Raw genomic sequence first — 19694 nt, forward strand, 5'->3', positions numbered from 1 at the left:
CCAAATTCGCTGTGAAAAGCTCTTTCAGACAACGCCTGTGGGTGCGCATCGACTTGATCTGCCCTTGAGCGTCAACTTGCATTGGGCCTCATCCATGCTGCAAGAGCGACTCAGATTTCGCGTTCAACTCCTTAAGACAAGCCGATTTCTGACGTGACTCGAAACACGAGACTCCGTACCAGCATGATTGATAGAGACGGTGTTTTCGGACCCATTTTTACTCCGGTCCGAGCCACGATTGTCTGAGAACTTTCAGTTTGAATGAAGGAAAAACCATGAATGTCGAAACGGATACAAATTTTTCCGACCTCTACAATGACCTCGCCCAACAGGGTTTTCGAGACGGAGAATTCCTGCGCGGCAGCGACGAGAAAGGGGTTTACCGACATACGGCTCTGCTGAGTGGAATGGGCAAGGCAGCAATGAAGCGGAGAACTCAAAAGCAAATCGCTGCAGGTCCGCTCGTTTGGCAGTCACTCGCGAATGAGCACGGCGAAGACGTCGCCAACCGCATCTTCAAGAATGTCCTCAGTTGTGATCGTTCCGATCACCAGACGCGGCTCCGGTGGCGGGACGTGCGTCGAATCCGAAAAGCTGCGAGGCAGATTGCCAATTGGGAATCGCTACGTGGCAATGTCGCTCGACTCGCAAGTCTGGACGAACGACAGCATGCAACGGAGTTCTTCGACTTCGTGACAGACAACATTGATGACTTCGATAGTTCTGAGTTTCGCGACACACACACGGACTACAATGCGGCGCTGCAGGGGATGAGAGCCTGGAAATACACGCAACGTCTCCTCACCAATGAACAGCCTTCGATCTACGACTACTCAAGGTTTCTCAGCCTTGTCGGGCAAAAAGATGACTCAGATCGAATCAAGTTCGTGAGAGAGAAAGCTATTGAGCGAAATCCAAACGTCGATTTGAAGGACGTTGACATTTCGATTTACACACCGGAAGGGAAGTTGACTGACGATACGATGAAATGGATGGCAAACAAGTTGCGAGAGACTTACCTTAATCTTAAGGGCGATGACCAATTGAACATTTCGTACAACGATGCGAAACGCCTTCCCAAAATCCTCGAAGGGAAACTCGCCGTGAGTGTCATCGTGGGCACAAAGGTTTATGAAGGGCGAGAGAGACTTGATTTCGTCATGAAGAGGCTTGAAAAGGCAGCTAAATATGACTCAAAAAACACAAGTGCAGGAGTGCTAAAACAAATTAACGAGCTGCAGGGTGGAAAGGTCGGCGATTACAACAACACGGACGCGGCAGTCGAGGCAGGATTGGCAGAGAAGAAAGTGATTCACTCACAGAAAGTCGAAGCAAGAAAGCAAAACGAAGCGACTGTCAGAAAGTTTCTGCCTGGACAGGCAGAATTTGCAGTGATCGCTGAAGTGCCAGCTGATCGCGTGGACGAACTTTTCACGAAGACGGAACAAGACCTCATCACACAGCAGATGGTCGGTTGGGCACGATGCAGAGCACAGCAGGGCGAACAGATCGATGAAAGTGACGCCCGATCACGACTGCAGTCCATTCTCCAGCTTCACTCAGTGCTATCCAGTCAACCAAACGAATCAATCCACGGCAAACGCGTCGCTCATGGACTGAACGATTTGGCGACGCGCTATCAAGAGGCTCAAACTGCAGCCAATCAGTTCATGAAAGCGGTTACGAATCCAGATGCGTCAATTGATGACCTGACTGCATCTTACCGGGAATTCAATTCCAACTTGAGCGAGTTCAACGACTACTACTCGTCCCAGATCAATGTGATGACGGATGAGTTGGAAAATCCCCCCCGGGTTAAAGAATTCAAAGACCTGTTCCTCAACAATGCTGTGCATCAACTCCCAGCTAAGGTATTCGGTCGGCCACCTTCAGCTCATCTGCGTGCTTTCCGATTCGCAGCCGACATTGCAGCGAATTACGAGACATTCCGATTCGGTGAAGATGATGGCGGACGTCATGCCGACTCGGCGGGACAGATCGCATCAACAATTGAGTCGGCTATTAATTTAGTCGCAACAGGGACAGATCAGTTCCACACTATGTTTGATGACGTCAACACTTCGAATACCGATCGCCTCAATGTGGTCGTCAATCGTGCTGCAAATTACGATGACTACGAGTCTCCGCAAAATGAAGTTGTATCGATACACGAAGACTTTGAAACCATTCCCGACTCTATCAACACAGGTCCTTCAGTTGCGCCTCCACGCAAGCCTCCCGCCAGGCTCTATGTGGATGATCTGCGAGACCTCAATGCGAGCGAAAATCAAGTCTACAGAGCAGCAGATCAGCTGCTGAATCTCGCCATTCAGAATGACCCGAACTTTGACTGACCTGCGAGTCCCAACTCAATGCTGCCGGACTGACGATTCCGCTTTACATGGCGTACACCGTTTCCCGGCCAGCAGCAAACACCAGAGTGATTCCGAGAAGAGCTTTCATGACTGAAATTGAACAAATCAATTGTTTGTTGAAAGAAGTGGCTGACATCTGTGAAGTTCAGCAACTCTTACGATTGCGTACTGACCAGTGGGGATTCGTCTTTAGTGAGAATCTCCAAACGGTGATCGGTTTCGATAGCATGCGCAAATGCTTGACTCTGAGTTGTGAGATTGGCGTTCCCGCAGACGAGCGAAAGCTTGATACCTACGAACAACTGCTCGTGTATGCATCACTCGACACGCAAACCGGCGGAGTTCGTGTCGCGCTCGACGCTCCAGACGGAAGCCTGCTGCTGCTGCTCGACATGTTTGTTGAAGATCTCGATACAACGACATTCGCAGAAGTCCTGGAGCACTTCATCGACAAAGTCAACCTCTGGCGACAGTCGATCGCGAAAGGGCAGACAATGCCGGGCGAGTCTTCTCCAAAACCGGCTTCGCAGCTTCAGATCGACAACAACAATCTGTTTGTTTGAGCGATCAGAACATTTCGACTGCGATTGCGAATTTCCCCCTGGACGATGCATTTGAGTGAGTTCGTTCAGGGCATAGACAACTGCGAACGACAACTCTCCGAGCATCCTCACACGCTCAAAAGATTGAGCCGACAGGCTGAGAATGACCTGCGATTTTGCGAATCAGTCCGAGCGGAATCGTGTCGAGGCAGATTCATATCCCGAGTTGCAAATTCGCTGCATTTGAAGAGAGTAGGGCAGATCAATTTGTGAGTGAATCTCAAACGCTAATGGCCCCCACTCGCGAGAGTATGTCCGCAATTCGAAGTGCGGCAAACCAGGCGGCGTGAAGAAGAAAAATGCTCTGCTAAAATCGTGGTAGTGGAGTCGTAGTCGACTCCAGAAGCGTGCCACAGATCGACGACGACAATTCCGCAGTTGTGACTCTTCCGAACAGATGAAGTGGTACTCACCTCGATCTCTCAGAAGATCTTGCGAACTCCGTGGACTCACTGATCCGCGTTAGGCAGATCGCCCGACGTAAAGATATCGGAAACACCAGAGACGCTGCTCGGCCTCACATTGACCTGATCAAAAGAGACGTCGTCGTTTTCTGGAACTTCGATGTTTTCAGCATTGGAGGGAGCAGCTGGACGATCCGCAACGATCTTTGGAGGCAACTCCAATTGACCTGAGGTGGTTCCATTCTCAGTTACTCCTCTCGAAGTACGTCCAAGTGAAGTCTTTGTCGGATGTTGGTTTTCAGACTTCGAATTTATCTGGTTCTGGAAGTTATCTTCCCGATTCTCTAGATCCGGAGTTCCTTCCGGGCTGTCAATTTGCAGTTCTCCAATCGTTTCCCCTCCCGTCGCAATGGGGTCTCCGATGTAATAGTTTTCCTCCTCTCCGTTTTCTGCAGTCCGCAACATATCCGTGTCCCGCTTGATCAGCGAATCATCGTATAATTCCTCGACGTCATCATCATCATCGTCGATGCCTTCATCGTTGACTCGATTCTGAATTTCGATTGGATCAGATACGGGCTCGTCGACTTGAATTTCGAAGTTCTCCATCAGTCCGGGCATCTTGTAGAGCTTTTCTCGAAGCTCGGGACGTTGTTCCACTTCCGCTTTCAGCTTTGGATTTTTCTCGATTTGGAGATCAACCAATTGCTTACTTAGCTCGTAAGTGCTCCCTTTGGTCTCATGCGTCAGATCATTGAGCACTGTGTTATCGTCTTCATCGTCGACTTCCTCAGCCGGTCCATCGATCGGCCGGTCGTTGTCGGCAACTTCGTGTTGATGCTCATCATTCATCACAGAGATTTCGACAACGTCATCCTCCCGGGATTGATCTTGGATCTTGCCATCATTTGGAGACGGAACTGGATCAATGTCGTTGTTTGGAGATGACATCTGCCCGTCGTCATCATTCGGACGTGGCATTTCGACTTCGTCAATTCCCAGGTCATCGAGTTGCAATTCGGCCTCATCGTCATCAATCAAGGCGCCCGGCATAAAACCGGGATCGTCAACCTGGGCAAGAAGTTTTTGATCATCGCGATATTTATTCAAGACAAGATCGAGGTACTTCGGTATCGAATAGCCGAACTTTTGGAGCGTCTTCATGTCCGCTCCATAGAGCAAATCACGCACTTCGCTGTCTGTCGCACCGATTTCTTTAAACTGTTTCGCAGAAAGTTGCCGCCCCTTCAGCTGCTGTCGAATATCGCGGACGATCTCTTTGTTGTCTCTCAGATAGGCGACACTAATTTTCACTGGTTGAGTCTTATCGGCGTTGCCCTTGCCGATTTGTTTGAGTTCCTCAGCGAGTTTGACCGGGTCGTCATTGAATGGAATCGACGTATTCTCCAGAAACTTCTCTGCATTCTTCTGCTTCATGTTGAAACCGCCCTCTTTCGCAGGGGCCGTCAACGTTTTCAGAATCGACCTCTGCGCCGCCATTGCCTCATAAGCTCTGAGAGCCTTGATTTGAGCAGCAGGATTCAGCAGGGCGTGCTGAATGTCGCGCATGCAGTCCAAACCATCCGCGCTCCGCGGAAGGTTGTGGATTAACCCCTGAATTGTATTTCCCTTCTCATCATCGCGACCGAAGGACTGCTGTTTGATGCCTTCTCGAAAGTCTTGAAATGCAGACCACTGATCGTCCGACATTTCGCTCTTATCGACTGTGTTCCGTCCAAGTACATTACAGAACTCGTGAACCACACGACGAGTTGACAACGGATTGTGCGAGATTAGACACTCGCTCACGTGGCTGCTGCCATTTTGCCTCGAGCGAGCAAATGCTCCCTTATTGTCACTCACGACATGTCCAGCAAGACGACAACGCTCATTCGGCAAATCCGGTTCGGAAGATTCCGGCACCAAATCAATTAATTGCTGATTCAGGACTTGCTGTTCGGAGATGCTTGGATTCGACATAGCTGATATCTCAGTCGATTTGGAAAGTATTCAATTGGGGATGTGCGGTAGATTGGATCTGACGAAACGTTAGCGGTTATCTTGAGCTGAGACGTTGTCGTCGTGAATTCTCTCATTGGAGTTGTTTGCCAGGGACTGTGGCAACTCCTCGTTCTCGTCTGAGATCTCTAATTGAACTGACGATCGAGCGTTTACAGATTGATGGGGATGCTTGACGTTTATCACAGGGCCGATCTGTGCATCATCTTCGTTCTCATCGAAAATCAGTTGAGTTTGAACGTGACCGTTCGCAATTCCGCTCGACGCTTCTCGACTCTCACGCCTGGCCTCGATTTGTTTGACCTGCAGCGTTTCCTTTCGCGCAGCCTCCTGAATTGCTTTCAGATTCTTCTTCGAATACTTATTAAAAATCGAAGACATTGTATTTTCGAGAGTGACTCGACTTCTCTGAAGTGCCCGCCTGGTTTCGACTCGCATATCGAGAACGTCCTTAAGGTCTTTTTGCGACACTTCCGGGACATGCTTCTTAGAGAGTTTATTCTGCAGGTTACGAGCGGTTTTTAGCAGTCGCCCTGGGCGATAAAGTTCTGTTTGATCGCCCATCAGTACGATCTCACGAAAAAACTCCAATGTCTCGTCGTCAGAATGCTGACTGCTAATCGAATTAAGAAATCCGACTGCCTCGTCGTGCGCGAAACCATACTTCGACGAATCGGTAAGTGATTGCAAAGCTGCTTTCCGAATCACATCTCTTGAAGAGTGAAGATAGGCTTGGTTGGTCGCCGGATCGAATCCGAGCATCGGCAACACTCTCCACCAGTTCTGTTTCTGTGCGAACTGCCGACGTTGTCCCAAAGTCCAGTTCGGATAGCAATGTGCAAGAAGTTGTTCAGTGTGTTTGAGAGTCTGATTGTCGAACTGCTCTAGGTCATTGACCAGACGATCGAAATCCGCTCTGGCAGTTTCCCGTTCCTGATGAGTTAAAGCGTTGACTTGAAGTTCAATCAAGTTTGATAACGTTGCTTCCATCGCTTTGTAGAGTCCATCATCTTCGGTCGCTGTGTTATCCGCATTGCCGTTCGAGTGAGATCCCAGATGATGAGCAAGATTGTTCGACAATTGGTTCAAACAGATCATCTGTCTTTGCTTAAGCTGCTGCACGTTCAGTTCGTTGAGTTCCGCAACTGAATCGACACCGCTGAGATTTCGAGCGCGGGAAAGTGCAGAAATCTGAGACAGCCGAAGTTCCGAGTGTTGGACGCTATGTGCGCCAAGTCGCGATTGCTCGTTGTCCCACCCCAAATCAGCATCAATAACATCTCCGTCATAGCCCCGGAGTCCGTCACAATCCAGAGAGTTGGATCTGATTGGAGAGTTACTCATAAATCGCCCTTGAGTGGAACTGTCTCTTCGTCGCAAAGTGACTTCGCTCTCATGGAGCCCATAAGCGACTGACTACACGATCTTGAAATGCGAATCGGCGCAATCCAACGTTCAGTACGCCCTCCAAATGCGTCTCTTGCAGAGTATTCCCGGCCTTTGAAGACGGCCGTGTTTCGAGAAATCACCATCTGTCCGGTTTGCAGTGGCTTCAGGACCTCATCCCAATTCTCCGAGTCTCAGGCGACATGGGCATTCTTGCCGTTCCTGGTACCAACTGTAGCGATTTCAGCGGATTCTTCAGTCAGTCGGTTGGAACCACCTGTCTCAGAAATTATTCACATTGGCCGCCGCATTCTACGCAAGTGCGAGCTACGGTTACCTAACCCGCCACATTTACGCACACCTTGTAAAGCAGTCATTAATCACCACCGTTGGACACGACTTTATGCGAATTGTCCACAGCACAGTTCGACGAGTTCGTCAGATTCAAGCTGACGGTCTCTCTCCATTTGGGAGGGCGATCTGATGGCCGTGCTGTCGTCCAATGACCTGCTAGCTCAGACAATCTCATCCGATTGTCCATCTGATCAAGAACTGACGTGCCTGTTAAACGACCAATTGGCAATTGATATCAAGAGCCGCATTGAGCAACACGTCGAGTCCTGCGAACGCTGTCAGCAGTGGTTAGAGCTTGCGGCCAGCTGCGATTTAGTGGACTCGCACCAGTGGTCGCATCCTGAATCTTCGACGGACTCTCAGACAAGTTCCGTCATCCATGTTGTGGAGAAAGAAACGCCCAATTGGAATGTGATTCAGAATCGCGAGACGTCGCCTGAACGGCTGAATGAAATGCGGATTCAGGACCGAATCCTCAGTCCGAGTCTCTTCCCCAGCGAAACTTCACAACTGGAAGTCATCAACGTCCTCGGTGAGGGCGGCATGGCTGTTGTTTTTCTCTGTCACGACGAGCTGTCCGACCGGGAACTTGCCGTCAAAGTGCTACGACACCGCTACGTTACTGACTACGAGGCCCGCGAGCGATTCTTACACGAAGCCGAAATACAGTCGCGTCTCCTGGGACAGGGCGTCCCTGAAGTCTTCCAGTGGGGCGAACTCATTGACGGGCGATCATTTATCGTAATGGAATACTGGCCGGGCGTGACCGTATCGGAATCATTCTTCGGTGAAATGCGTCAAGAGACGTCAACACGCGAAATTCTGTTTCTGATGCACCAGGTATGTGAAATCGTTGCGAGAGCCCATGCAAACGGAGTGGTTCACCGCGACTTGAAGCCATCGAACTTTCTGATTGATCAAGATGGTCAAGTCGCCGTCCTTGATTGGGGGCTTGCGAAAAACAATTTCGGCCCATCGCAAGTCTTTGACAGTTCGGCCGATTCCGCATTTCCCAGGTCAATCACGAACCTTTGTCGATCCGTTGTCGGGACGCCAGGTTACAGTGCACCGGAACAGGTGTCGGGAAACACAATTGAGCCGACCGCGGATGTTTATTCACTCGGAGTGATTCTCGCGGAACTGCTCGCCGGAGAGCGAATTAAAGATCTCCATCGATCGTTTCACACCCCTGACGAAAACTATAACAATTCAGAACGAATTGTGAGTGAGTTGATCGCTGCTGGAGTATCTGGCTCTCTGGTCCAAATGATTCGCTGTTGCCTGAACTCCGATCCTCAGCAGCGGTTCACGTCTGCCAAAGAGATGGCAGATTGCCTCGCTCAACTGCTACGTACATACAACTTCTCTGAGATTTGTCTCGTGGCACGTGCACGACGCCACACCTCTGCTCCAATGACAGCCCGCACGATTCGCAGATTGCTGAATCCTCGGAATTCTTCCGCTGAACTGCAATAAACTCCTGCAAGAGAATCTGGGCAGCTTCGTTCTTTAGGCACCGCTGAAGGATCGTGTTCCTTCAGCTCTGTCTGCAAGAATTAGCTGCCCGAGGTTCCTCCAGTGCGATACCTGCTGAAGATCTTTTCAGGTCCACACATCGGCGCGGAAGTCGAACTCCCGACCGGGGAATCCACGATCGGCAGCAGCGACGACTGTGATCTCGTCCTCACTGATCGACTGATCGCTGAACAACATGTCGCCGTCAGTGTCTCCGACTCTTCCATCTCTATTCGACAGCTTGGATCAGAAGCAGTCCTGGTGGATGGGAAGCCTGTCGACTCGGCAGAACTTCGTCCGTTTCAGTACTTCACAATTGGCACAACGCATCTAGCGATTGGACCGGCAGATAAACCGTGGCCGCATTTTGATCTGTCCGATTTTCAACTTCGGCCACCAGTCGAAGAAGCCGAACCGAGTCAAGAACTCGACGACGTTCAGTCCGAATCAGATGCGACCGAAACCAGCGTCACACCGGCTGAGACTCAATTGAGTCAGAGCAGGGGATCTCGACGATTTCCTGTCATGATCACCTCGGTTGCCTTGTTTTTTGCTTTGAACGCAGCACTCGTCTTTGCAGGGTTCTCGAACAATTGGCTCGATTCGAAACCTGAGACCACTTCTGAACAGGCCAATGATATAGAAGCAGAGAGAAGTAACTTCGAAAGGCTCGTGAAGGAATTCTCACCTGGCGTCGAAGTCGATGAGTCAAATCAACGACTCGAGTTGACCGGATATGTCATCCGTGAAACGGACCGTGAACAGTTGCTCGAAGCTGCGAAGAACATTGATCCCCACGTCATCTTCAAAGTTCGATCGACAGAGTCACTCTTGGCAGTTGTAAACGAAATCTTATCTCAAGCTGAGCTGGAACAAACTTGGTCGGCTTCAATAACCAACCCGGGAGTTATCAAAATCTCCGGCACACTCGAGACACGGTCCACCGATTCTGAAGAACTGCTCAGAAAGACTTTGGAAAGGATCGAGAAAGATGTGCCACTCAAGGAATTACTGGTCGACGTAACGAAAACTCGTTCGATTCTCGAAGAATCCGAAGTGATCGCGGAAGTTAATCTTAGCGAAGACTCAGACACTCAGACCGTACCGACTCCACCAACGGAACGACTCTTGAGAAGCAATCCGATTCCAATCATCGACGTCCGTATTGCTAACGACCGAGTTTTTACGCTGCCCAATGGAATCCAGATTTCGGTAGGCGGACGACTCTCGGATGGATCGCGAGTGGAAGAAATCGAATTTGAGCACGCCATCGTGCGGACGAAATCCGGTCAAAGAATGATTGTCCCCTTCGGACTCTAAGGAACCATCATGCAACTTAAACAACTTCGAGAACACTTCATTGTTACAGACCTGGAACGGCGACTGAAAGCAGATCACACCGGTCTCGAACGAGATCAGATTCTCAATGAACTGACCGAATGGGAACTTCAGATTGAATCCCAAAAGAGAGCCGGTCTTTCATCGGAAGAATTTGCTGTCGCTGAAAGACTGCTCCGCAGTTTACGGGTCTCAGTGAATGTCGTTCGTGAAACTTGGAACACGTTGAACACATCTCGCAAAGTTCTCGGATCAACCAGTTAACCCATGAGCATCCACCTTACTTCCAGCACACACTAACTCTTGATGTCAGTTGAGGAATTCTTATGACTACATACAGTCCTACACTCGACTTCGGATTGAATTCCGTTGAAGAAGTCGTTGTTACAACGCTTTCTGATCTCGAAACAGCAGTTGAAACAGCCATTTCGAATGCGGCTCTTGATGATGAGCTCTCAACGGGCGAAGCGTTGGAGCTGCAATACGAACTCGCCAAGTGGGCACTGCTCTACGAAACCAGCAGTAACATCGGCAAGAAAATCGACGATGCGATCGCCAATACTGTGGCCAACATGCGCTAAGCGATTCTCTTCGCAGAACGCGTTCTTTTCACTCTGACGCTTTCAGGGCGTTCGAATACATCGAACGATTCGATCATGGACATTTCTCAGAACCTTTCTCAACTCATGCTTGAAATTGGCATGATGGCAGCCTGGCGAGGTGAAACCCAAGAAGCCCGCGTCATTCTTGACGGGCTGAAAGCGGTTCGTCCTGAAAGTGCGAGCCTAGAGGTTGGGACAGCCATTGCACTCCTCAACGAGGGGAAATCCGGTATTGCCATGCACGTTCTTGAAGAGGCGCTGAAGAAGGACCCAGAATCGAGTTTTGCCAGATATCTCCTCGCTCTGACTCACAAATTGAATGGTTTGGAAGATCGGAGCCGGACATTGTGTGTTGAAGTCATGGAGAACTCTTCCGACGACATTGCGGCCGACCTTGCTCGTTCACTCATGCAGATTCCCGCCGGCGGATTGTCTTTTCATCACACTCCAGCCTGAAGAATTTGAAGTCTAAACTTCTTTAGTAAAGATTGGCACGAAGATGGAACAAATCGCCGCCCAGACGATGGCGTCAACGCTTGCAGACTCGGCGGGACACGTCGAGCCAGTCGAGGTCACCTGGAACTCGGAGTTTGTCGCTCCGGCCGATCAGGGACAATTCGAGAATGCACTCGTCGAGTTTGACAACTTTCAGCAACAGCCTTCACAAGCGATCGACGGTTTGAATCAACTGGCCAAGACTCCTTACGAAGGAACGATCGGCAATGTCATTCTCGACAATCTGCGAAGCCTGAAAATTAAAGAAGAGAGTGTTCAGGCAAACGTTCTGGGAACGCTCGACAAGGGTGAGTTGAATCCGAGTGAGATGCTTAAAGTCCAGTTTCACATGATGTCGCTGAGTGTCGAAATCCAGACAACCTCTAACATGGCCCATCATGGAGTTGAGGACGTCAAGACAATTATGCGTGGCCAATAACTTTCGATCCATCCTTACACGACGAACACCGACGACCAAACTATGGACATTCTAAACCGCATATCGACGACGTTGAGGATTGGACGGCCGACGTTCGCATTGACTGCGTTCGTCCTCCTGCTTCTTTCCGGTTGCTCAGATGTCGATCTCTACTCAAATCTTCATGAGCGAGAAGCCAACGAAATGATGGCGATCCTTCTCGATGGTGGGATCTCATGCACCAAGGGGGAAGGCGACGAAGACCAGACCTGGAAGCTGAAAGTCGGATCTGAAAACTTCTCTCGGGCTGTTAAAATCCTCACTGCTTCGGGATATCCCACTGATCGTCATGTGCGGATGGGTGACGTCTTCAAAAAGTCCGGCCTAGTTTCATCGCCGACTGAAGATCGAATCCGTTTTGTTTACGCACTCTCGGAAGAGATCGCTGAAACCATTTCTCGAATTGACGGCGTCGTCGATTCAAGAGTCCACGTCGTTCTGCCTGACAACGATCCATTCTCGGACAGTACAAAGCCGTCATCAGCTTCTGTTTACATAAAACACCGTTCCGATGTCGATCTCACGGCAGAGAAAATGGAGATTAAGGACCTCGTTGCCAAGAGTATCGAAGGACTCGCAAGCGATGAGATTGAGGTCTTCCTTGACGAAGTAGAACCCATCGCTCCGCCTCCTGAAGAAGGTGCCTCCTACTCACAAGTTTTTGGGATAACGATTGCGACGACTTCGCTGAAGAAATTCTGGATCATCGGCGGCAGTATCGCTGGCATCGCAGTCTTATGCCTTGTGCTCACATTGTGGCTGGGATGGAGAGACTATCAGTCCCGGCACAAGTCCGCGACGCAAAACGGTTCCGGCGGTTCAACTTCGCGCGTTGATAGCCGCATTCGCCAGAACGGAACTGTGACAGCGTGAGTAGTGTTATGACGCAATCACAAATGTGCCATTGGATGGAGACACATCCGCAGCTTGCCACAATGGTGATGAGATTCAATCACCCACTCGCTTCAACGATCCACCCGGAACGACGAACGTGGGATTCGACGCTCAACTTGACAGCGATTGAATCAACAGCCCGCGGTCGTCGAAGAATGTCACGCGAATTGCAAAGCACTCTTCAACTCGCTGATTCGGCGTTCTTCGATTTTGAACCACCACTCCGTCGGTTCGCATTGCTCACGTGGGAGGAACTGAAGCGCCTCGTGACTCTGGCAGGTGCCGTTTGTGTTGGTAAGAGCATCACCAGGCTGATTCGTCGCGACGACCGTAAGCGAGTCTGTGATCAACTTGGAGAGGACCTATTTCAGTTCGCAGTACAGAAATCACAGCTCACGTCCAACTTCCCGCAATATGACTGTGATGTCAGTGACCTTAGCAGTGAACGAATGGAAATCGTGGGCTGGAATTTATTCGCATCGTGCTACGTCGATGAACCGGCAGCGTTTTTAACGCGGCTGCAATTGAAGGCCCCCCGCAAGATTACACTGATGAAGCCATTGGAGAACGAGTTCGATGCTCTCCTGAATTCGACGGGTCGTCAGTCGGTACTCCAACACCTTAAGAAAATCACGATCTCAGAAATCCGACCGGATCTGGCCACATGTTTCGAATAGTCCATGAAAGTCATCACCTGCCGACGAATCGCAAGCTGGTCAAGCGCGAAGATGTTATCGCAGCTTTGACGGCTGATCAGATTGTCGCTCAAGCAGAAGCAGATGCCGCACAGATTCGGCTCGATGCTCAGCTGGAATACGAAAACCAACAGCGCCAGGGTTACGAGGATGGTCTCGAACTTGCGAAGATCGAGCGAACGACTCTGATGACTGAGGCTGTACAGCAAACAACTGCATACTATGCCCAAGTCGAACAACGGATGATCGCCGTCGTCCAACGTTCTCTTCACAACATTCTTGGCGAAATTGATGACCACCAGTTGATTTATCAATCAGTCCGCGAGGGACTGAACTGGGCGCGAAATCAGTCGCGCATCACTCTTCGGATCCATCCGCAGCATATTAATGGATTGCGTCGACGAGTGGACGAACTCAAGTCGCTTTACCCCTCGGTCGAAATCATCGACCTCGAACCAGACTCCCATATGTCTGCCCACCAATGCGTCGTCGAGACGGAGATCGGTTCGATTGATGCGAGCGTTGATGCTCAGTGTGAAGCAGTTATTCGATCGCTCACTCAATCAATCCAAGACCGACATTCGAAAACGTTCTCCAATGGCCTGAAGAATGCCGAACTCTCGGAACCGGCGTCGGCGATTCTGGATGAGCAAAGAAAGGAGTCGTAGACGTGACGATTGCTACACCCTTCGAACATATCACCGACATCTTCGAATCAGCCTTGGAAACCGTTCCTCCTCGTCCTGTCACGGGTCGTGTCACACAGATCATCGGAACAATTATCCAAGCTGCAATTCCAGACGTTCAGGTCGGAGAACTCGTGCTCTTGCATGACCCGACCAGAAACATTGAGCTAGAAGCAGAAGTTGTTGGCATCCAGAAAGAGACTGCTTTTCTCACACCACTAGGTGAGTTGCTTGGTTTGTCGGCACGGACCGAAGTCGTCCCGACCGGCAAAACACATCAAATTGGAGTGGGATCGCAACTACTGGGTCGTGTCCTCGATGGACTCGGGAATCCCATCGACGGGAAGAGCGAACTGGAATACCAGGAACACTATCCAGTTTATGGCGAACCGCCGAATCCGATGAAGCGAAACATCATCGACCGACCAATTCAGCTCGGCGTTCGTGCTTTGGATTCTCTCCTGACCTGCGGCGAAGGTCAGCGGATGGGAATTTTTGCTGCAGCCGGAGTTGGGAAGAGCACATTACTGGCATCGCTGATGAGAAATTGCGATGCCGACGTCACTGTACTTGCATTGATCGGAGAGCGTGGACGTGAGGTCCGTGAGTTCATCGATCACGATCTCGGTGAAGAAGGCCTGAAACGCTCAGTCCTTGTCGTTTCGACATCTGATCGGCCACCGATGGAGCGACTTAAAGCAGCCCACGTTGCAACGGCCATTGCCGAATACTTTCGCGATCAGGGCAAGAAAGTCCTGTTGATGATGGACTCTGTGACTCGTTTTGCCCGTGCTCAAAGAGACGTCGGACTGGCAGCAGGCGAACCGCCGACACGTCGCGGATTCCCGCCCTCAGTCTTTTCAGCTTTGCCACAATTGATGGAGAGAGCAGGGCAGTCAGACAAGGGTTCTATCACAGCCCTTTATACTGTTCTTGTCGAGGGAGATGACATGACTGAACCGGTCGCGGACGAGACGCGATCGATTCTTGATGGACACATCATCCTTTCGCGCAAGCTCGCAGCAGCTAATCATTATCCAGCTGTTGACGTGTTGGAAAGTGTCAGCCGGGTCTTTAACACAATTGTCACCCCCGAACATCAGGAGGCTGCATCTCGAGTGCGAAACCTGCTGTCGAAGTATCAAGATGTCGAGATGCTGATCAAACTTGGTGAATACCAACCTGGAAATGATCCCGACACAGACGAAGCTGTCCGCAAGATTGACCAGATCAATGCGTTCCTACAACAGAAGACGTCTGAACAATCGATGTTTGACGACATGGTCCACCAACTTGCTCAGATCGCAAAGTAAATCCGCAAACTGATGAACCTTGAAAAGAAATATATTCTTAAGGACCTTTTGAAGATTCGTCAGTCGCGTGAGGAGAACGCTGCCCGAGCACTCGCCGCTCAGAAAATCCGAGTCGAGGAGGCCGAAGAGCTCGTTCAACAGAGACAACGCGAACTCGAAAGCTATCACGCCTGGAGAATCGATCGAGAAGCGGAGCTCTACGAAGAGATCATCGATCGCACGATCGAACAAAAAGATCTGGAGTCAGTCCGCTTCAAAATACAGCAAATTCGTGACAAAGAACACGAGTACGAAGGCAGAGTCATTCAGGCTAAGGAGCAGCTCGAGGAGGAGAAGAGACAGCTTGTTGAAGATCAGCAGGCCTATCAACAAGCGGTTCACAAGCGAGAGAAACTCGACGAGCACAAGCAACTATGGATCACTGAAGCCAAGCGGGTTGCGGAGCTGAACGCTGAAAAGGAACTGGAAGACTTCAAGAACCGGAGACGACTTGCAGCCTTCGCTGGATTATGACTCATGACAAAAGCTCTTTCGGCAACAATTTCTGCTACATCCTTGGCCAGCGAACAAGCAGCTGGAACTCCTGGTGCGACTCAACCACTCGCGGCAGATGTTTCGCTGTTTGAACAAATGCTGAGTGATCAGAACGATCACAATCAAAGTGCGTTCTGCTGTGATGCAAACGAGAATGCTGGCAACACCGAGAAAGAGCCGCTTCACACATTCGATTCCGATGAAGTCGATCCTCCGGTATCCCGCCAACGTTTCGAGACAACCAACAACTCGGATATCGATCCGAAAAGTCGCGAGCAACCATCGACGAAGTTCACTCAAAAACAAGAGCAATCTGTCACCCGAACCTTATCACCGGAAACCAAACGTTTCGAAAGTCATTACGTCAAAGACAACCGCACAGCCGAGCCTCATGATGCAAACGCAACACCCGGAGTGAAGCAGGCGGTAGGTGAGTCACATCGTCCAGTTCAATATACAGGGGATGTTGCTAAATCGATCGCTGAAGATCGAGGGAAGTCACCTTTAGGAAACGCGGATTCAGCATCCGCTCCAAACGTTCCAACAACGACATCGGGGCAGAATTTCGAACCCCCAACTGTTTTTCGGACGTTTCCTACTACTGACAAGTCAACCGTCGTAGCGCCCCATCCTGTTTTAGATGCAAATCCTGAATCGGGGCAAAATGTCCAAGCTGCGGTGCCTAAGAAATTGGTCGAAGGCCCACTCGTGGATGGGCCGTCAACACCAGAAACTCCAGGGGCAGACAATCAGAGTATCGAGCACAAGACTGTCACTCGTAGCAAGACGGACAACGATCTGACCAACGGACAATCAGAGCATCACAGCGATTCTGAAGCGTTTGCTCCTGTGTCTCTTGGAGACGAAGTCCTGCGGGGACTTCAGGACAGTGTGAGACAATCTGACAAAACACTCGCTCCATCGACAAGCGAAAAATTGATCACCTACATCGAACAAGTGGTCGACCGAATTGCCATCGTTGAAACCAGCAGTTCAGAGTTCGGTGACATCCACATTGCACTTAAAGATAGTGTGCTCCCAGATACGGAAGTCGTCGTCTCTCGTCAGCAGGCGATGATCGTTGTGAACTTTCTGACTGGATCGGACGAGTCGGCCCATCTCCTGGAAAGCAACCAGCGGCTGCTGGAATCGCAACTATCCGGTGCTCTTGATAAGCCGGTTTCCGTGTCAGTTGATGTTTCAGCAGATCAACAAGACGGACGTTCACGCGGGCAACGCGACCTTTACACCGAAATGCAGGAGGCTGACTCTTGAAGCCGCTACAACTTGAAACTATCGATCGCGAAGTGATGGCATTTCGCAATTCACTGCTCTGTCCGCGACGCGAAATTGGGTTCGCAGTTCAAGACGAACGGTTCCTGCTCACCTTTGCGAATGAAGATCATTGCCGAGCACCGGTCCTCTCATTTGCCATCGAAGGATGTCAACTCGATCCGATTTGGATTTCACTGACAGATACCAAGCTGTTTGAAGGCTGCGTCGAATGGCTCGACGAAAACCACCTGGAAGACCTTCCAGAAGAGTTTGCATCGACGCTCCTCGACAGCACGCTGGGGGAGTTGCTGGAGTCTCTGAGCTCTAAGTTTGGAGACGATTTAGAAATCACAACAGTCGAGATTGGGACATCGCTGCCTGCGACTGAAAACACTATTCCATTTGAACTCAGTAGTTCTGCCGCTCGGACATTCGGCTCAATTCATTGTAGTAAAGAATGGTGCTCGCGAATCCAGAAGGCCTTAGCAACAATCAATCACTCAGCATCCAACGACATCAACGCACTGGAGATCGTTGAACTGATCGACCTTGGTTCCGCCAAACTTCGAATCGATGAACTGACTTCTGTAGAGCCAGGAGATGTTGTGCTATTCGACGAATCTGACCTCCTCGAAGATGGATGTGTCACAGCACAGTTCGGACAAACAGGGCAACTTCGACTACAGGTCGACGACTCGGACTTAGTTTTTGACAGATGGTCTCCATTCACACAATCTCATTGCCAGCAGGGCGATGAAGTCCCTCCAACCGTTGCAGGTGATTTGCGAGTTGATCTCCAAGCGAGCTGCGGACGCGTGAACATTTCACTCTCTGAGCTGTCAACGTTGGAGGAGGGAACTCCAATTCGGAGTTGCGGGACGAATGCAAAAACCGTGGAGTTAAAGAGCTCTAATCAAACTGTCGGCACCGGCGAGCTCATTCAGATTGATGAACAACTCGGCGTCAGAATTGTCGAATTCTCTTCCAACCGATTGCAACAATTGCTCGCTCCTGCAGCGACTTGAACAGGTCCACAATTCTCGCTCGCTGCAAGAATGACCTTGGCACCGCGTTCTGTATTCGGTCAGTCCGTTCGAGTTTGATTCTATCGAGTTTCTCCCATGCAGCCCGGAATTGAAGGCAACAAGATGGCAGTTCTGGGAGGACTCCAGAACGCCACCTGGCAATTGTCGGCCGCGATGCAAGGTTCGCATCGCGGACAAGCGGTCACAATCCTTCCGGGGGCCAGTGCGACCAACGTTCAAGACTCGCTGGAAGAACTTACGTTCACGCTCCACGAATCAGAATCAAAAAAACTCGCTGAACGGACAACTCAATCGAAGTCATTTGCTTCTCGCCTGCACGCTCTGCTGGCAAAGTACGTCACAGCTCTTCCCGAAACACTTTCGCCTGACGAGTTCAGCCAATACGCCGATTTCCTGCGTCGACTCTCCCAGCCGAATCCGCAAGACCTCGAACGGTTACTTCAGGAAAAATTCGGCGACGATACAACGAGTCAGGTCACAACTCTCGAAGCTCTCGAAGAGCTCTTCAGTAATGGCGATCACCCTGTTGCCCTCAAAACAGTTCAGGAACTCAAACAGAAATGGCGGGATACGTCAGACTACGGACCGCTCGTCAAGGCAGGGGAGAATGTCGCCGCGACGGCCACTGAGTTTGAAGCCGCTCTTGCTCCTGACCTCGAGTTGAGAGATTTCTATCGAGAGACCGTTCTCAGTTGGAGCAGCCTGGACGATGCGTATTCCTCGATTTTGAATCAATTCGGCGGAGAGTCTTTTTCCACTGCCACAGACTTCTTGTTTCAAGCCCTGGGCTGTGAAATGCAGTCGCTCGGTCCATCTTGCGATCCGCGAATGCTCTCAGCAATTCGGGATGACATCTACTTCCTGCAAGTTGTTCGCCGGTTTTACGAAGACGTCCTGGAGATCACGGACCGCATTGAAGAGACATTTGGAATCACACTATGCAAGCCTCGGAAAACAAAGAAACGGCAGAAGCGATCATCAAGGAAGTTCTCCCGCTGAGAAATCAACGGCGGATTGACTCCGGAAAGCTGATGTCTTTGGCGGAGCGTCTGGGGCTTCATGACTGCGAGCCAAAGATCTACTTCCTCCGCGAAATGGCAGGAATCGTCCGTCAGTTGCCGCTGAAGGTCTTTGAGTCGACGGAAGAGCGATTGCGGCTCATTGACGGAATTCAGGAAGCCCTCGATCTTGCCATTGAAGAAGAGGAAGAAGAGCTCGAAGCGTAGGGTACAGTAAACGAGGAGAAATACTCATGGCAGCAGCATTCTGGGTCTCGCAGACAATGAGCGACTTCGGACGATCTTTGGGATTCGATGATCTCACATTTGACGAGCGAGGCATGCTTCATCTTGCATTCGACGAGCTGGGAACACTGGGACTCGAACAGCAGGACAAACAGGTTTTGATCTATCTCATGCGGTATTTCTCACATGCTGAACCCGCGACACTCCTGAAATCCCTACAAATATGTCACCATCGCTTGCATGACTTCGACTGGTGTCAAGCTGCGCTGATGAAAGATCATCACCTCGCGATCGCGACAACGCTTCCTCACCAAGACTTCCAATTGTCCCGTCTCGAATCTGTCATCGACCAGCTAGCAACCATGCACGACGAGGTTGCAAGCATCTCCTATCGCTGATCTTAAACAGCAGGACCGGCGTATTCGCTTGAATTCGCATC

Annotated in this window: 20 protein-coding genes; 18 read left to right on the forward strand and 2 right to left on the reverse strand. The window is 50.5% G+C overall.

From position 1 onward, the window contains the following. Positions 1–275: 275 nt before the first annotated feature. Together AB1L42_RS01315 and AB1L42_RS01320 are read left to right on the forward strand one after the other, a co-directional pair. On the forward strand, positions 276–2354 hold the full coding sequence (locus AB1L42_RS01315) for a hypothetical protein (protein WP_367050347.1): 2079 nt from the start codon (positions 276–278) through the stop codon (positions 2352–2354). A gap of 107 nt (positions 2355–2461) precedes the next feature. After that, positions 2462–2938, forward strand: a complete 477-nt coding sequence (locus AB1L42_RS01320) for a type III secretion system chaperone (RefSeq protein WP_367050349.1) — start codon at positions 2462–2464, stop codon at positions 2936–2938. Between the two features lie 488 nt (positions 2939–3426). On the opposite strand, the gene AB1L42_RS01325 is transcribed toward AB1L42_RS01320, so the two are convergent. Both AB1L42_RS01325 and AB1L42_RS01330 read right to left on the reverse strand, forming a co-directional pair. Continuing rightward, positions 3427–5091, reverse strand: coding sequence for a hypothetical protein (locus tag AB1L42_RS01325; RefSeq protein WP_367050351.1), 1665 nt, complete (start codon positions 5089–5091; stop codon positions 3427–3429). Positions 5092–5430: 339 nt separating this feature from the next. Next, on the reverse strand, positions 5431–6744 hold the full coding sequence (locus tag AB1L42_RS01330; protein ID WP_367050353.1) for a hypothetical protein: 1314 nt from the start codon (positions 6742–6744) through the stop codon (positions 5431–5433). A 525-nt stretch (positions 6745–7269) separates the two neighbouring features. On the opposite strand from AB1L42_RS01330, the gene AB1L42_RS01335 reads away from it, so the two are divergent. The 16 genes from AB1L42_RS01335 to AB1L42_RS01410 all read left to right on the forward strand — a co-directional run bounded on the left by AB1L42_RS01335 (position 7270) and on the right by AB1L42_RS01410 (position 19653). Next, a complete protein-coding gene (locus AB1L42_RS01335; RefSeq protein WP_367050355.1) occupies positions 7270–8616 on the forward strand; it encodes a serine/threonine-protein kinase in 1347 nt (448 codons plus the stop codon). 102 nt (positions 8617–8718) lie between these two features. Continuing rightward, complete coding sequence (locus AB1L42_RS01340; RefSeq protein WP_367050357.1) at positions 8719–9975, forward strand: FHA domain-containing protein; 1257 nt, start codon at positions 8719–8721, stop codon at positions 9973–9975. Between the two features lie 9 nt (positions 9976–9984). Then, a complete protein-coding gene (locus AB1L42_RS01345; protein WP_367050359.1) occupies positions 9985–10257 on the forward strand; it encodes a hypothetical protein in 273 nt (90 codons plus the stop codon). 62 nt (positions 10258–10319) lie between these two features. Next, entirely contained in the window at positions 10320–10574 is a 255-nt protein-coding gene (locus AB1L42_RS01350; protein WP_367050361.1) for a hypothetical protein, read from the forward strand. Positions 10575–10649: 75 nt separating this feature from the next. Then, on the forward strand, positions 10650–11051 hold the full coding sequence (locus AB1L42_RS01355; RefSeq protein ID WP_367050363.1) for an HrpB1 family type III secretion system apparatus protein: 402 nt from the start codon (positions 10650–10652) through the stop codon (positions 11049–11051). 43 nt (positions 11052–11094) lie between these two features. Then, positions 11095–11529, forward strand: a complete 435-nt coding sequence (locus AB1L42_RS01360; RefSeq protein ID WP_367050365.1) for a hypothetical protein — start codon at positions 11095–11097, stop codon at positions 11527–11529. A gap of 42 nt (positions 11530–11571) precedes the next feature. Then, positions 11572–12441: a type III secretion system inner membrane ring lipoprotein SctJ gene (gene sctJ, locus AB1L42_RS01365; protein WP_367050367.1), complete on the forward strand. Its 870-nt coding sequence runs from the start codon at positions 11572–11574 to the stop codon at positions 12439–12441. A gap of 8 nt (positions 12442–12449) precedes the next feature. Beyond that, the gene (locus tag AB1L42_RS01370) at positions 12450–13139 is read left to right on the forward strand and encodes a SctK family type III secretion system sorting platform protein (protein ID WP_367050369.1); all 690 of its coding nucleotides are present in this window, start codon (positions 12450–12452) and stop codon (positions 13137–13139) included. Further along, positions 13127–13825, forward strand: a complete 699-nt coding sequence (locus AB1L42_RS01375; protein ID WP_367050371.1) for an HrpE/YscL family type III secretion apparatus protein — start codon at positions 13127–13129, stop codon at positions 13823–13825. The genes AB1L42_RS01370 and AB1L42_RS01375 overlap by 13 nt, the downstream gene beginning before the upstream one ends. An 8-nt stretch (positions 13826–13833) precedes the next feature. Further along, positions 13834–15156 (forward strand): type III secretion system ATPase SctN, encoded by a 1323-nt coding sequence (sctN, locus tag AB1L42_RS01380; protein ID WP_367051688.1) that lies wholly within the window; start codon positions 13834–13836, stop codon positions 15154–15156. 12 nt (positions 15157–15168) lie between these two features. Further along, positions 15169–15669: a YscO family type III secretion system apparatus protein gene (locus AB1L42_RS01385; RefSeq protein WP_367050374.1), complete on the forward strand. Its 501-nt coding sequence runs from the start codon at positions 15169–15171 to the stop codon at positions 15667–15669. Between the two features lie 3 nt (positions 15670–15672). Beyond that, the gene (locus AB1L42_RS01390; protein WP_367050376.1) at positions 15673–16965 is read left to right on the forward strand and encodes a type III secretion HpaP family protein; all 1293 of its coding nucleotides are present in this window, start codon (positions 15673–15675) and stop codon (positions 16963–16965) included. Further along, on the forward strand, positions 16962–17990 hold the full coding sequence (locus AB1L42_RS01395; protein WP_367050378.1) for a FliM/FliN family flagellar motor switch protein: 1029 nt from the start codon (positions 16962–16964) through the stop codon (positions 17988–17990). The genes AB1L42_RS01390 and AB1L42_RS01395 overlap by 4 nt, the downstream gene beginning before the upstream one ends. A gap of 96 nt (positions 17991–18086) precedes the next feature. Next, complete coding sequence (sctW, locus tag AB1L42_RS01400; protein ID WP_367050380.1) at positions 18087–19010, forward strand: type III secretion system gatekeeper subunit SctW; 924 nt, start codon at positions 18087–18089, stop codon at positions 19008–19010. Beyond that, a complete protein-coding gene (locus tag AB1L42_RS01405; protein ID WP_367050382.1) occupies positions 18950–19237 on the forward strand; it encodes a TyeA family type III secretion system gatekeeper subunit in 288 nt (95 codons plus the stop codon). The genes sctW and AB1L42_RS01405 overlap by 61 nt, the downstream gene beginning before the upstream one ends. Positions 19238–19263: 26 nt before the next feature. Further along, positions 19264–19653 (forward strand): CesT family type III secretion system chaperone, encoded by a 390-nt coding sequence (locus tag AB1L42_RS01410; RefSeq protein WP_367050384.1) that lies wholly within the window; start codon positions 19264–19266, stop codon positions 19651–19653. Positions 19654–19694: the final 41 nt, after the last annotated feature.

It is taken from the genome of Thalassoglobus sp. JC818 (assembly GCF_040717535.1).
GTDB lineage: Bacteria > Planctomycetota > Planctomycetia > Planctomycetales > Planctomycetaceae > Thalassoglobus.

Bases quoted from the DNA above. Each gene is read 5' to 3' on its own strand.
- AB1L42_RS01315 (WP_367050347.1), top strand. From the start codon at position 276: ATGAATGTCGAAACGGATACAAATTTTTCCGACCTCTACAATGACCTC.
- AB1L42_RS01320 (WP_367050349.1), top strand. From the start codon at position 2,462: ATGACTGAAATTGAACAAATCAATTGTTTGTTGAAAGAAGTGGCTGAC.
- AB1L42_RS01325 (WP_367050351.1), bottom strand. From the start codon at position 5,091: ATGTCGGACGATCAGTGGTCTGCATTTCAAGACTTTCGAGAAGGCATC.
- AB1L42_RS01330 (WP_367050353.1), bottom strand. From the start codon at position 6,744: ATGAGTAACTCTCCAATCAGATCCAACTCTCTGGATTGTGACGGACTC.
- AB1L42_RS01335 (WP_367050355.1), top strand. From the start codon at position 7,270: ATGGCCGTGCTGTCGTCCAATGACCTGCTAGCTCAGACAATCTCATCC.
- AB1L42_RS01345 (WP_367050359.1), top strand. From the start codon at position 9,985: ATGCAACTTAAACAACTTCGAGAACACTTCATTGTTACAGACCTGGAA.
- AB1L42_RS01350 (WP_367050361.1), top strand. From the start codon at position 10,320: ATGACTACATACAGTCCTACACTCGACTTCGGATTGAATTCCGTTGAA.
- AB1L42_RS01355 (WP_367050363.1), top strand. From the start codon at position 10,650: ATGGACATTTCTCAGAACCTTTCTCAACTCATGCTTGAAATTGGCATG.
- AB1L42_RS01360 (WP_367050365.1), top strand. From the start codon at position 11,095: ATGGAACAAATCGCCGCCCAGACGATGGCGTCAACGCTTGCAGACTCG.
- sctJ (WP_367050367.1), top strand. From the start codon at position 11,572: ATGGACATTCTAAACCGCATATCGACGACGTTGAGGATTGGACGGCCG.
- AB1L42_RS01370 (WP_367050369.1), top strand. From the start codon at position 12,450: ATGACGCAATCACAAATGTGCCATTGGATGGAGACACATCCGCAGCTT.
- AB1L42_RS01375 (WP_367050371.1), top strand. From the start codon at position 13,127: ATGTTTCGAATAGTCCATGAAAGTCATCACCTGCCGACGAATCGCAAG.
- AB1L42_RS01385 (WP_367050374.1), top strand. From the start codon at position 15,169: ATGAACCTTGAAAAGAAATATATTCTTAAGGACCTTTTGAAGATTCGT.
- AB1L42_RS01390 (WP_367050376.1), top strand. From the start codon at position 15,673: ATGACAAAAGCTCTTTCGGCAACAATTTCTGCTACATCCTTGGCCAGC.
- sctW (WP_367050380.1), top strand. From the start codon at position 18,087: ATGCAGCCCGGAATTGAAGGCAACAAGATGGCAGTTCTGGGAGGACTC.
- AB1L42_RS01405 (WP_367050382.1), top strand. From the start codon at position 18,950: ATGCAAGCCTCGGAAAACAAAGAAACGGCAGAAGCGATCATCAAGGAA.
- AB1L42_RS01410 (WP_367050384.1), top strand. From the start codon at position 19,264: ATGGCAGCAGCATTCTGGGTCTCGCAGACAATGAGCGACTTCGGACGA.